The following is a 13,453-nucleotide window of genomic DNA, read 5'->3' as shown; positions in this document are numbered from 1 at the left end:
TTCGCTGCACTCACCCCAACCTACCGAAGCCGTGTTTTGACGTTGAGTCCCCCCCTGATCGCTTGCCTCGCGAACGTGCGCCTGGGCGGAGATGGCCGGCAGGACGCCGGCCAAGCAGCCCTTCGCCCGGACGACGAATGGCTGCGGGCCCTGTTCAGGCGTGCGTTCGCGAGGTTCCCCGTCAGGGCCAAGCACAGCACTCTGCACCTGTGCCATTCGCGACTGCAGTGGGCTGGTGTGCGTTCAGGGCAAGGCGCGGTGCGAAGGCAATGGCCCGAGCCCTTGGCAAGCGCCGCAACGCCGCCATGGGCGCACACCAGTCCACCCGAAGGGCGACTCCAGGCTGTCCCGCCTCGGTGTTGCGCCGCTGGTGAAGGCAATGAGCCTTCCCTGCGCGACGCGCCTTGTGGCAAAACAGCCTGGAGGCGCTGCAGCCGTGAATGGCACAGGCGCAGAGTGCTTTGGGGGCGCGTTTCTTTTGCCTCTTTCTTTGCGCGGTCAAAGAAAGAGGCTCGGGCGCGTCACCAGTTCAGAGCGAATCCCCATACCCCAAATCGCGCCCGAAATCCGCCACCAAAGCCAGCAAACACGCCGCTGTTAACCACACGAGATCAAAACCACAAACGCTGATGTGCGCCCCAAGACGGAAACGAATGAACCTAAAGCGCGGCAAACGTATCCCGGGCCCGCTGCAAGGCTCTCTCGGCATCGCAATCCAGCACGCAGAAATGCCCCATCTTGCGCCCCGGCCGCGGCTCGCGCTTGCCATACAGATGCAACTGGGCAGCCTCCGCGGCGAATATCCGATCCCAATGAGGCTCCCGCTCGGCCCAGAGATCGCCGAGCAGATTCATCATGACCACCGGGCTAAGCAGACGGACATCCCCCAGCGGCAGACCGCACAAGGCCCGCAGCTGCTGTTCGAACTGCGAAGTGGCGCAAGCATCGATCGTGTAGTGGCCGCTGTTGTGCGGACGCGGTGCCATTTCGTTGACCAGCAGCTCGCCACCGGGCGTAAGGAAGAATTCGACCGCCATGACGCCACGGTAATCCAGGCGTTCGGCCAGACTCAAGGCCATCGCCCGGGCCTGTGCGGCGGTGCGTTCCGACACTCTGGCAGGCACGATGGACACGTCCAGAATACCGGCCCGGTGTTCGTTCTCGGCCAGAGGAAAACAGAGCGCTTCGCCCTGCGCGCCGCGCGCCAGCACCACCGACACCTCTCGTTCCAGTTCCACGCGCCGCTCCAGCACGCAGGGCACCTCGCCCAGCGTGGCGAACGCCGGCGCGAGTTCTTCGGCCGCGCCGATGCGCACTTGGCCTTTGCCGTCATAGCCCAGCGCCGCGCGCTTGAGTATCGCCGGCACGCCGACCTCGGCCATAGCGGCATCGAGATCGTCGGTGGAACGCACCACCGCGAACGGCGCGGTCGGCAGACCGGCCTCGCGGATGAAAGTCTTCTCGCGGATGCGGTCCTGCGCCGTACGCACGGCTTCAGCCGCGGGAAACACCGGCACGGCCTCGGCCAGGCGCTCCAGCGTATCGGCCGGAATGTTCTCGAACTCGGTGGTGATCGCCGCGCAATCCTGCGCCATGCGCTCGAGCGCCCAGGGGTCGTTGTAGAATGCGTGCAGATGCTCGTCCGCAACGCGTCCGGCCGGACTGTCCGGGTCGGGATCGAGCACCACCACGCGGTAGCCGAGATCATGTGCGGCAAGGATGAATAGACGCCCAAGCTGCCCCCCGCCGAGCATGCCAAGAGTCGCGCCGGGCAGGATCATGACGAGGCCGGTGGCAGACTCATGGCCTCAACCGCTTCGCGCTGTGTGGCGCGGAACGCTTCGAGACGTTCCGTCAACGCCGCATCGCCGGTGGCCAGCATCGCCACGGCAAACAGCGCGGCGTTGACCGCGCCTGCCTCGCCGATGGCGAAAGTCGCCACCGGCACGCCCTTGGGCATCTGTACGATGGACAGCAGCGAATCCTGTCCTTTCAGGTAACGCGAAGGTACCGGCACGCCGAGGACCGGAAGCGTGGTCTTGGCCGCAAGCATGCCGGGAAGATGAGCTGCCCCTCCAGCGCCGGCAATGATGGCCCGCAGACCACGTTCGGCGGCCTCCTCGGCATAACGGTAGAGCAGATCCGGCGTCCGGTGCGCCGAGACCACGCGCGCCTCGTGCGCCACGCCGAAATCCTGTAGCCGTTCGACCGCAAGCGACATCACGGGCCAGTCGCTATCCGAGCCCATCACCACGCCGACCAGGGGTTGCTGCGTCATCGTCTCAAAGATCCTTCAGAGGTACCTGCGGGAACGCGAACGATTCGTACACCAGCTGATCCGCCGCGAACCAGGCGTATTCCATGTTGCGGAACTTGAGCCACTCGCTGTAGACCTTGCGCCAGGTCGAATTGCTCTTGTTGAGTCCGTCGTAGATTTCGAACGCCGCCTTCTGCGCCGCTTTCAGAATGTCCTCGGAGAAGCGCTCGAGCTTGACGCCCTTGGACAGCAGGCTCTTGAGCGCAACCGGATTCTTGGCATCGTACTTGGCCACCATATTCCAGTTCGCCGCGGTGCAGGCTATGCGCAGCGCCTCCTGGTACAGCTTGGGCAGCTTCTCCCACTGCTTGCTGTTGATGTATACCGACAACTGCGCGTTCGGTTCCCACCAGGACGGCGCATAGTAGTACTTGGCCACCTGATAGAAACCGAGCTTTTCGTCGTCGTAGGGGCCGACGAACTCGGTGGCGTCGATGACGCCGCGTTCCAGAGCGGGATAGATTTGCGAGCCGGCCAGGGTCTGGACGTTGACGCCCAGCTTGGCCATCACTTTGCCGCCGAAGCCGGGGATACGCATCTTCAGGCCCTGCAGCGACTTCAGATCGGGCACCGGGTGACGGAACCAGCCGCCCATCTGCACACCGGTGTTGCCGGCCGGCAGCGAACGGATGCCGAACTCGCTGAACACTTCCTTGTTGAGCAATTCGTTGCCGCCGCCCTGCATTTGCCAGGCGTACTGCTGGCGGGTGGTCAGACCGAATGGCAGCGTGCAGTCGAAGGCCAACGCGGGAGACTTGCCGATGTAGTAGTACGATGCCGTATGGCCCATTTCCACGGTGCCCTGAGACACGGCATCGAGCACCTGCAGTCCACCGACCAGTTCACCTGCCGCGTAAGTGTGGATCTGAAAGCGCCCGCCGGTCAATTCGGAAATGTATTTGGCGACATCCTGGGCGCCACCGTAAATCGTATCCAGGCTGTTCGGCCAACTCGTGACCATGCGCCAACGCAACTGCGGCAGTTCGGCCGCACCCGCCAGCGGCGCCATCGCGACGCCGGCTCCCGCGACAGCACCGGCACCGGCGCCCTTCAGAAAGTCTCTGCGCTTCATGTTCTGCTCCTGAGTTATTAATTATAGGGACTGCGTCGGCCCGTCCCAGCGCGAGCTTACCACGGAGGGAAAGCCCCCGTTTACCCCGCCCACGCACAGGCCTAACTACGCATCTCGGCCCGATGGTTCTACAATCGCCGACGACATCGCACACAACGACCGACATCGCCGGCACACGCCGGGGATCCACCGAGAGCCTCCATGTCCGACATTCTTTTCCAAGCCGAACTGAAAACCCTGCCCCTGATTCACCGCGGCAAGGTCCGCGATATCTTCGCCGTCGACGACGAACACATGCTGATCGTCACCACTGATCGACTATCGGCCTTCGACGTCGTGCTGCCAACGCCGATTCCCGGCAAGGGACGCGTACTGACGCAGGTATCGAATTTCTGGTTCGAGCGCCTCGCCCACATCGTGCCCAACCAGTTGAGTACGCTGCGACTGGAGGACGTCGTGCCCGACCCGGCGGAACGCGCACCGCTGGAAGGGCGTTCGATCGTCGTACGCCGCCTGCAGGCCCTGCCGGTCGAGGCCATCGTGCGCGGCTACCTGATCGGCTCCGGCTGGAAGGACTACCAGCGCGAAGGGCGCGTATGCGGCATCGCGCTGCCGCCCGAACTCGAGCTCGCGGGACAGCTGCCCGAACCGCTGTTCACGCCCTCGAGCAAAGCCGCCGTCGGCGAGCACGACGAGAACATCGACTTCGATCAGGTTGCGACGCTGGTCGGGCCTGATCATGCCGATCGCATGCGCGAGGTCAGCCTGGCGCTGTATCGCGAGGCCGCGGAGTACGCGCGCGCGCGCGGCATCATCATCGCCGACACCAAGTTCGAATTCGGCCTCGACCCCGAATCCGGCGAACTCACGCTGATCGACGAGGCGTTGACGCCGGACTCGTCGCGTTTCTGGCCGGCCGAGAGCTACCGCCCCGGTATCAGCCCCCCATCGTTCGACAAACAGTTCGTGCGCGACTATCTGGAAACACTGGATTGGGACAAGACCGCACCGGGCCCGGAACTGCCGGCGGAGATCGCGGAACAGACCGCTGCCCGCTATCGCGAAGCCCTGAAACGCCTGACCGGCTGAGCGAAACGAACGTCTACGCACACCCACGTCAGTTGCTGCATAAAACTTGTGCCGAAATCTGCCGACTCTCCAGAGCCTGCGGGTTCACCAAAGCTCCAAGAAACGGCAGCTGAACACACTGGAAGCGGTTTCGTGCTCGCTTCCGGACAGTGTAGACGCCCGCATAGACGCGCCCCACAACGCTGCATCTCCCAGCCAAAAGAAAAGGGGCGGTTACCCGCCCCTCTTCCCTCCTCCTGCCGTCGTCGGTCAGTTGACTTTGGGCGCGAGCTCGCCGCTGGCGTAGCGTGCGGTCATCGCCTCAAGCGACAGTGATTTGATTTTAGACGCTTTGCCGGCCGAACCAAAGGCCTCGAACCGCGCCTGGCAGATATCCTTCATGGCCTTGGTCGAAGCCGCGAGCCACTTGCGCGGATCGAAGTTCGAGGGATTCTCGGCCAGGAACTTGCGCACCGCACCGGTGCTGGCCATGCGCAGGTCCGTATCGATGTTCACCTTGCGCACGCCGTGCTTGATGCCTTCGACGATTTCCTCGACCGGCACGCCGTAGGTCTGCCCCATGTCGCCGCCGTAGTTGTTGATGATCTCCAGCCAGTCCTGCGGCACCGAGGAAGAACCGTGCATCACCAGGTGGGTGTCCGGGATACGCGCGTGGATTTCCTTGACGCGCTGGATGGCCAGGATGTCGCCGGTCGGCGGACGGGTGAACTTGTAGGCGCCGTGGCTGGTGCCGATGGCGATGGCCAACGCGTCCACGCCGGTCTTCTTGACGAAGTCGGCCGCCTCCTCCGGATCGGTCAGCAACTGGCTGTGATCCAGCACGCCCTCGGCGCCGCTGCCGTCCTCTTCGCCGGCCATGCCGGTTTCCAGCGAACCCAGGCAACCCAGCTCGCCTTCGACGGACACGCCCAGCGCGTGCGACATCTCGACGACCTTGGCGGTCACCTCGACGTTGTATTCATAGGTCGACGGAGTCTTCATGTCAGGCATCAGCGAACCGTCCATCATCACCGAAGTGAAGCCGGACTGGATCGAACGGAAACACACCGCCGGCTCGGCGCCGTGATCCTGGTGCAGCACGATCGGGATATCCGGATACTGCTCCGCGGCAGCAACGATGAGATGGCGCAAAAAGGGCTCGCCGGCATATTTGCGGGCACCGGCCGACGCCTGAATGATCACCGGGCTGTCGACCGCGGTCGCCGCTTCCATGATCGCATGCACCTGCTCCATGTTGTTGGCGTTGAAAGCCGGCATGCCGTAGCTGTGCTCGGCCGCGTGGTCCAGAAGCTGTCGCAGGGAAATGAGGGCCATAGTGACCTCCTAGTTGGTAGTAGACAGAAACTTAAACCGATGGAAACAGGTTGCCCGCCGTCATTGCAGCAGGTAACGGGGCCGCGGCCGACATCAAACGCCTCACGCGATGTCCGCGGGCGTCGGGTCGCCGACTCGAAGAATTTTCATGGCATTGGTACCGCCGTGCTCCCCCATCATGTCCCCTTTGGTGGAAATCACGAGATCGCCCTCGCTGACGGCGCCCTGATCGAGGAGCAGCTTCAAGGCCTGTCGATTGGCCTCGGCGTGACTCGTCTGTATGGTTTCGAAAGCCATGGGGTACACCCCACGGTACAGCGCAACTTTTCTACCCGTCCGTTCGTGGCGCGTCAAGGCGTATATGGGAATGCCGGAGCTGATGCGCGACATCCACAGCGTGGTCGAGCCCGATTCGGTCATGGCCGCGATGGCGCGTACATTGAGGTGGTTGGCGGTATACATGGTCGCCATGGCGATGGCCTCGTCGACGTATTCGAAGCGCAGTTCCATGCGGTGATGCGACTCGCGCGCCGAACGCCGCTGCTCCGCCGACTCGCAGATAAGCCCCATGGACTTGATCGCCTTGGCCGGATAGCGTCCCGCCGCGGTTTCGCCCGACAGCATGACGGCATCAGTGCCGTCGAGCACCGCATTGGCCACGTCGAATACTTCCGCGCGGGTCGGGATCGGATTGGCGATCATCGACTCCATCATCTGCGTCGCGGTAATCACCACGCGATTCATGCTACGCGCCTTCTGAATCAAATCCTTCTGCACGCCGGGCAGGTCGGCATCTCCGATTTCCACGCCCAGATCGCCGCGCGCGATCATGATCACTTCCGAGGCGAGGATGATCTCGTCGATCACGTCCAGCGCCTCGGCCCGCTCGATCTTGGCCACCAGCCCCGCGTCGCCACCTGCCTCCTTCAGCAAGCGGCGGGTTTCGTGCATGTCTTCGGCGCTGCGTGGAAACGACACGGCGAGGTAGTCGACGCCGATTTCGGCGGCGGTGCGAATGTCCTCGCGATCCTTGTCGGTCAGAGCACTGGCGGACAGTCCGCCGCCCTGGCGATTGATACCCTTGTTGTTGGACAGATCGCCACCGACTACCACCTGGGTGTGGATCTGCGCGCCTTCGACACGTTCGACCTCAAGCACCACGCGTCCGTCGTCAAGCAGCAGCACATCGCCGGATTTCACGTCGTCCGGCAGACTTTTGTAGGTCAGGCCAACGCGCGTCACGTCGCCGGCATCGCGATCCAATTCGGCATCCAGAATGAACGACGCCCCTTCCTCCAGCCAGACCTTACCTTCGACGAACCGATCAATGCGGATCTTGGGGCCCTGCAGATCACCCAGTACGCCTATGGTACGGCCCTGGCGCGCAGCCTCCTCGCGAATCAGTTGCGCACGGGTACGGTGATCCTCTGCACTGCCATGGGAAAAGTTGAGTCGCACCACATCGACACCGGCACGCACGATAGCCTCGATCATGCCCGGCTTGTCGGTGGCCGGGCCCAGTGTCGCCACAATCTTGGTACGTCGCATAACTCGATCTACTCCTGAATAACCGTGCGGTCGGCGGCCCATCCGCCGACCGTTGCAGGCGCTCACCAGGCTAACCCAGGCGTATTGCCGGTATGACCGGAGCCGTCCTGCACCGCGCAGACTTCAGCCGCGCGAGCGTTCCTCAAGCACGGCTACCGCGGGCAGGGTCTTGCCTTCCAGGAATTCAAGGAACGCGCCGCCACCCGTCGAGATATAGGACACGCGGTCCGCGATGCCGTACTTGTCCACTGCAGCCAAGGTATCGCCGCCGCCGGCGATGGAGAATGCCTGCGACTCGGCGATGGCGAGCGCCAGCGCCTTGGTACCCTCGCCGAACTGGTCGAACTCGAACACGCCGACCGGACCGTTCCAGACGATGGTGCCGGCGCTCTTGAGAATCTCCGCAAATTGCGCGGAGGTCTGCGGACCGACGTCGAAGATCATGTCGTCGTCGGTCACCTCGGCGACCGGCTTGAGTTCGGCCGCAGCGGATTCGGAAAACTCCTTGCCGCAAACCACGTCGACCGGCACCGGGATATCGGCGCCGCGTGCGTGCGCTTCGGCCGACAGCTGCTTGCAGGTATCGATCAGGTCCGACTCGCACAGCGACTTGCCGACCTTGTGGCCGGCCGCGGCGATGAAGGTGTTGGCGATGCCCCCACCCACGATCAACTGATCGACCACCTTGGACAGCGATTCCAGTACGGTGAGCTTGGTCGAGACCTTGGAACCGCCGACGATAGCCACCATCGGCCGCGCAGGATTGTCCATGGCCTTGCCCAGCGCCTCCAACTCGCGCGCGAGCAGCGGGCCGGCGCAGGCCACGGGGGCGAACTTGGCCACGCCATGGGTCGAGGCCTGGGCGCGGTGGGCGGTGCCGAAGGCGTCCATCACGAACACGTCGCACAGCGCAGCATAGCGCTTGGCCAACCCTTCCTCGTCCTTCTTCTCGCCCTTGTTGAAGCGCACGTTCTCCAGCACCACCACGTCGCCGTCGGCCAGTTCGACGCCGTCGAGATAGTCCTTGACCACCTTGACCTCGCGCCCGAGCAGACCGCCGAGGTGCGCCGCGACCGGCGCCAGCGAGGCGGCCTCGTCGTAAACGCCTTCCTCAGGACGGCCGAGGTGGGACATGAGCATGACCTTCGCGCCCGCTTTCAGCGCGGCTTCGACGGTCGGCATGGAAGCGCGGATGCGCTGATCGGAAGTGACCTTGCCGTCCTTGAGCGGCACGTTGAGATCGGCACGGATCAAAATGCGCTTGCCGGCGAGATCGAGGTCGGTCATTTTGAGGAAAGGCATGCCTGGCACTCCTGAAGATGAAAGATTTTGGGTAACCGCCGGTTACCGAAAATCTCTCCGCGCTCCGCGTAAAGCCTAAGCGGGGCGGGCATGTGCCCGCCCCGCCGACCGGGAGTCGGCTTAGTTGCTGGCCACGTGATCCACGAAACGCAGCATGTTGCAGGTGTAGCCGTACTCGTTGTCGTACCAGGACACCACCTTGACGAAGGTGCCGTCCAGCGCGATGCCCGCCTTGGCATCGAAGGTCGACGGCGCGGGGCAGCCGCGGAAGTCGGTGGAAACCACGGACTCCTCGGTGTAGCCGAGCACGCCCTTGAGCTCGCCGTCGGCGGCGGCTTTCATGGCCGTGCAGATCGCCTCATAGGACGCCTCGGCGTTCAGCTCGACGGTGAGGTCGACCACCGACACGTCGGAGGTCGGCACGCGCATGGACATGCCGGTGAGCTTGCCGTTGAGCTCGGGCAGCACCTTGCCGACCGCCTTGGCCGCACCGGTGGAGGACGGGATGATGTTCTCCAGGATGCCGCGGCCGCCGCGCCAGTCCTTGTGCGAAGGGCCGTCGACGGTCTTCTGCGTGGCGGTGGCGGCGTGCACCGTGGTCATCAGGCCGCGCTTGATGCCGAACTTGTCGTGCAGCACCTTGGCCACCGGCGCCAGGCAGTTGGTGGTGCAGGAAGCGGCCGAAACGATCTTCTGGCCGGCGTAGGTGGCATGGTTGACGCCATACACGAACATCGGCGTGGCGTCCTTGGACGGCGCGCTCTGCACCACCTTCTTGGCGCCTGCGTCGAGATGCTTCTGGCAGGTTTCCTCGGTGAGGAAGAAACCGGTGCTCTCGATCACCACGTCGACGTCGACCTCGCCCCACTTGAGGTTGGCGGGATCGCGCTCGGCGGTCAGGCGGATGGTCTTGCCGTTGACGACGAGGTTGTTGCCATCGACGGACACATCGCCCTTGAAGCGCCCGTGTACCGAATCGTACTTCAGCATGTACGCGAGATAGTCGGCGTCGAGCAGGTCGTTGATCGCGACCACTTCCAGAGCGTCGAACTCGCTTTCCTGGGCGATGGCGCGGAAAGCCATACGGCCGATACGGCCGAACCCATTGATACCCACCTTGATAGTCATGCCACACTCCTACTGATTGAAAAGTGCTGGGCGGTGCGCCGCCGGCGCACCGCCGGAAAGGGCTCAGAGCACGGACTTAACCGCCTCCACGACATGCTCGACGGTGAAGCCGAAGTACTTGAGCAGCTCGCCGCCGGGCGCCGACTCGCCGAAGCGGTCCAGCCCGACCACGACGCCTTCCAGGCCCACGTACTTGCGCCAACCGTCGGTCACGCCGGCCTCGACGGCCACGCGCACGCGCACCGCCTTGGGCAGCACGGATTCCTTGTAGGCTTCGTCCTGCGCGTCGAAGGCGTCGGTCGACGGCATCGACACCACGCGGATCTTCTTGCCGCTCAGCGCTTCGGCCGCGTCCATCGCCAGACCAACTTCCGAACCGGTGGCGATGATGATGGCGTCCGGCGCACCGTCGCAGTCCTTGAGCACGTAGCCGCCCTTGGCCACCGCGGCAAGCTGCTCGTCGCTGCGCACCTGGTGAGGCAGGTTCTGGCGCGACAGGACCAGGGAAGTCGGGCCGTCCATGCGCTTGATCGCCAGCTTCCAGGCGATTGCGGTTTCGACCGCGTCGCAGGGACGCCACACGCTCATGTTGGGCATGAGGCGCAACGTCGCGGTCTGCTCCACCGGCTGGTGGGTCGGGCCGTCTTCGCCGAGACCGATGGAGTCGTGGGTGAACACCTCGATGTTGCGCACCTTCATCAGCGCGGCCATGCGCAGCGCGTTGCGCGCATACTCGGAGAACATCAGGAAGGTCGCGCCGTAGGGCACGAAACCGCCGTGCAGCGCGATGCCGTTGATCATCGCGGTCATGCCGAACTCACGCACGCCGTAGTTGATGTAGTTGGCATCCGGACTGGATGCGCGCATCGGCTTCGCATCGGGCCACAGCGTCAGGTTGGATCCCGCCAGGTCGGCGGAGCCGCCCATGAAATCGGTGAACGCGGCGAATCCCTTGATCGCGTTTTGCGAAGCCTTGCGCGAGGCGATGGTCTCGCCCTTCTCGACCACGGACTTGATGAAGGCATCGGCCTGGGCGTCGAAATCGGCCACCAGCTCATTGTTCAGGCGGCGCTGCAATTCGTCGGCCAGCTCGGGATGCGCGGCGCGGTAGGCGTCGAACTTCGCATTCCAATCGGCCTCGGCCGCCGCACCCTTGTCGCGCGCGTTCCAGCCGGCGTAGATCTCGTCCGGAATCTCGAACGGACCATACTTCCAGCCTAGTTCCTTGCGCGTCAGCGCCACTTCATCTTCACCAAGCGCGGCACCATGGCACTCTTCCTTGCCCTGCTTGTTGGGCGAGCCGAAGCCGATGATGGTGCGGCAGCAGATCAGCGTAGGTTTGTCGGCAACCGAACGGGCCTCCTCGATCGCAGCCTTGATGGCCTCGGCATCATGGCCGTCCACGCCGCGCACCACATGCCAGCCATAGGCCTCGAAGCGCTTGGGCGTATCGTCGGTGAACCAGCCCTCGACCTCGCCGTCGATGGAAATGCCGTTGTCGTCGTAGAAGCACACCAGCTTACCCAGGCCCAGCGTACCGGCCAGCGAGCACGCCTCGTGCGAGATGCCTTCCATGAGGCAGCCGTCGCCGAGGAACACATAGGTGTAGTGATCGACGACGTCGTGGCCGGGACGGTTGAAGTGAGCGGCCAGCGCGCGCTCGGCGATAGCCATTCCGACCCCATTGGTCACACCCTGGCCCAGCGGCCCGGTAGTGGTCTCGATACCCGGCGTATAGCCGTATTCGGGATGGCCCGGAGTCTTGGAATGCAACTGCCGGAACTGTTTGAGTTCCGACATCGGCAGGTCGTAGCCGGTCAGGTGCAGCAGCGAATACAGCAGCATGGACCCGTGGCCGTTCGACATGATGAAGCGGTCGCGGTCGGGCCAGTGCGGATTGGCCGGGTTGTGGGACATGAAGTCGTTCCACAACACCTCGGCGATGTCGGCCATACCCATCGGGGCGCCGGGGTGCCCCGAATTGGCTTTCTGGACTGCGTCCATGGCAAGCGCGCGGATGGCGTTGGCTAAGTCTCTGCGCGAAGGCATAAGCGATACTCCCGTTAACGTCATGAATCCTGCGCGGCCGGCGGGCGACAGCCCACAACGCAGCTCGCGGTTCCCGGCGAGCGCTTGGCGCTTCGAGCCGGGCAAAGGGGCCACATTGTTACCTGACTAGCGCGGAAGGAGCAACAACCCCGCAGTGCGCAGAGCGGGAAGCGCCGGTCAGCGCCGAGTCCCGCCGCCGCGCGAACGGGCGAACCGGATCGCTAAAAGAAAGCCTGCGCCCAGATCCCTACACCCAGCGTCAGCACCGCCGACACACCAAGAACAAAGGACGCGCCCAGAGGCGTCGCGCTCGCCTCCCGCGCAGGCGTGGAATCGGCCTGGAAGAAAGCCAGCAGCACACGCAGGTAGTAGTAGAACGACGTCGCCGTTGCCAGCACCAGGACCACCGCCAGCGCCGGATGACCGGCCTGCAGCAACGCCGACAGTACGAACAGCTTGGCAAAGAAACCGGCGGTCGGGGGCAGTCCGGCCAGGGACACGACGCCCACCACCAGCACCAGACCGAGCCAGGGATGCCGACGACCTGCACCGCGATAATCGGCGATGCGCCCCTCGCTGGCATATTCGCCGGACAGCGCCACGAATACCGCGAACACCGCCATGTTCATCACGGCGTAGGCCAGCCCGTAGTAGAGCGCCGCGCGGTAGCCCAGCTCGGAGGAACAGCTCAGAGCCGCCAGCACGTAACCGAAATGCGCGATGGTCGAGTAGCCCAGCAGGCGCAGCACCTTGTCCTGGCGGAGCGCGAGCAGGTTGCCGAAGACCATGCCGAGAACGCCGATCACGGCCAAGATGGGGGCCAGCGTGTCCAGCACCACCAACGGCACCTCGCTCAGCACCCGCACCAGGAACACCAGCATCGCCACCTTGGCCACCGTCCCCAGCAGCGCCGTCACCGGCACCGGGGCGCCCTCGTAGACGTCTGCCGCCCACATGTGGAACGGCACCAATGCGAGTTCGAAGCCGATCCCCACCAGCAACATGATGAAACCGGTGATCGTGAGCATGGGCAGACTGTGAGCCTGGCTCAGACCGGCGGCCAGCGCGGTGAGTTCGAGGGTGCCGGAGCCGGCGTAGATCAAGGCCAGACCATACAGGAAGAACGCGGCCGACAAACCCGCCAGCACCGCATATTTAAGCGCGCCCTCGATCGCCCCTCGCCGAGCCGGTTCCCAGGCGATCAGACCGAAGATCGGCACCGCGATCAGCTCAAGGCCCAGGAAGGCGGCCAGCAGGTCGGTCGAAGAGACCAGGATAAACATGCCGAGGGTGGCGAACAGCACCAGCCCGCAAAACGCCTCAGTGATCTCCGCGCGGATAGGGCCATAGCCACGGGCCAGGACCAGGGAGGCAAACGCCCCTGCACAGGACAAGGCATTGAAACCGAGGGTAATCGCGTCGATGCGCAACCCGCCTCCCATCAGGCTTCCCGTACGACCCCACATGCCGAGGCTGAGCGCAAAGGATACGGCCAGCAGCAGCAGGGTCAGCCAATAGGCCAGCCCCTGATTTTTGCGTTCGGACATCGGCAGCACGCCAGCCAGCAGCACGGCCACCGCTCCCAGACCGATGACGAGATACGGAGACAGCAATAGAAATTCGTTCTGTGTCAT

The 13,453-nt window shown here is 64.2% G+C and carries 10 protein-coding genes; 1 reads left to right on the top strand and 9 read right to left on the bottom strand.

Annotated features, from left to right (window positions below):
• Window positions 1-659 precede the first annotated feature (659 nt).
• The 3 genes from P8014_RS13710 to dctP are packed head-to-tail and all read right to left on the bottom strand — an operon-like array spanning window position 660 to window position 3,389.
• Window positions 660-1,781 (bottom strand): 5-(carboxyamino)imidazole ribonucleotide synthase, encoded by a 1,122-nt coding sequence (locus P8014_RS13710; RefSeq protein ID WP_337817888.1) that lies wholly within the window; start codon window positions 1,779-1,781, stop codon window positions 660-662.
• The gene (gene purE, locus P8014_RS13705) at window positions 1,778-2,278 is read right to left on the bottom strand and encodes a 5-(carboxyamino)imidazole ribonucleotide mutase (RefSeq protein WP_337817887.1); all 501 of its coding nucleotides are present in this window, start codon (window positions 2,276-2,278) and stop codon (window positions 1,778-1,780) included. The genes P8014_RS13710 and purE overlap by 4 nt, the downstream gene beginning before the upstream one ends.
• Window positions 2,279-2,282: 4 nt before the next feature.
• Window positions 2,283-3,389 carry a TRAP transporter substrate-binding protein DctP gene (gene dctP / locus P8014_RS13700; protein WP_337817886.1) on the bottom strand — a complete coding sequence of 369 codons (1,107 nt, stop codon included), beginning with the start codon at window positions 3,387-3,389 and terminating at the stop codon, window positions 2,283-2,285.
• Between the two features lie 201 nt (window positions 3,390-3,590).
• Here dctP and P8014_RS13695 point away from each other — a divergent pair, with 201 nt between their 5' ends.
• A complete protein-coding gene (locus tag P8014_RS13695; protein ID WP_337817885.1) occupies window positions 3,591-4,478 on the top strand; it encodes a phosphoribosylaminoimidazolesuccinocarboxamide synthase in 888 nt (295 codons plus the stop codon).
• Window positions 4,479-4,727: 249 nt separating this feature from the next.
• Here P8014_RS13695 and fba read toward each other — a convergent pair whose 3' ends face one another.
• The 6 genes from fba to P8014_RS13665 all read right to left on the bottom strand — a co-directional run bounded on the left by fba (window position 4,728) and on the right by P8014_RS13665 (window position 13,453).
• The gene (fba, locus tag P8014_RS13690) at window positions 4,728-5,792 is read right to left on the bottom strand and encodes a class II fructose-bisphosphate aldolase (RefSeq protein WP_337817884.1); all 1,065 of its coding nucleotides are present in this window, start codon (window positions 5,790-5,792) and stop codon (window positions 4,728-4,730) included.
• Window positions 5,793-5,894: 102 nt separating this feature from the next.
• Window positions 5,895-7,340, bottom strand: a complete 1,446-nt coding sequence (gene pyk, locus P8014_RS13685) for a pyruvate kinase (RefSeq protein WP_337817883.1) — start codon at window positions 7,338-7,340, stop codon at window positions 5,895-5,897.
• A gap of 123 nt (window positions 7,341-7,463) precedes the next feature.
• Entirely contained in the window at window positions 7,464-8,642 is a 1,179-nt protein-coding gene (locus P8014_RS13680; protein ID WP_337817882.1) for a phosphoglycerate kinase, read from the bottom strand.
• Window positions 8,643-8,762: 120 nt separating this feature from the next.
• Window positions 8,763-9,770, bottom strand: a complete 1,008-nt coding sequence (gene gap / locus P8014_RS13675) for a type I glyceraldehyde-3-phosphate dehydrogenase (RefSeq protein WP_337817881.1) — start codon at window positions 9,768-9,770, stop codon at window positions 8,763-8,765.
• Between the two features lie 63 nt (window positions 9,771-9,833).
• Complete coding sequence (gene tkt / locus P8014_RS13670; RefSeq protein WP_337817880.1) at window positions 9,834-11,819, bottom strand: transketolase; 1,986 nt, start codon at window positions 11,817-11,819, stop codon at window positions 9,834-9,836.
• A 221-nt stretch (window positions 11,820-12,040) separates the two neighbouring features.
• Entirely contained in the window at window positions 12,041-13,453 is a 1,413-nt protein-coding gene (locus P8014_RS13665) for an NADH-quinone oxidoreductase subunit N (protein WP_337817879.1), read from the bottom strand.

It is taken from the genome of Acidihalobacter sp. (assembly GCF_037381185.1).
Lineage (GTDB): Bacteria > Pseudomonadota > Gammaproteobacteria > DSM-5130 > Acidihalobacteraceae > Acidihalobacter_A.
This window is presented reverse-complemented; position numbering and strand designations above follow the sequence as displayed.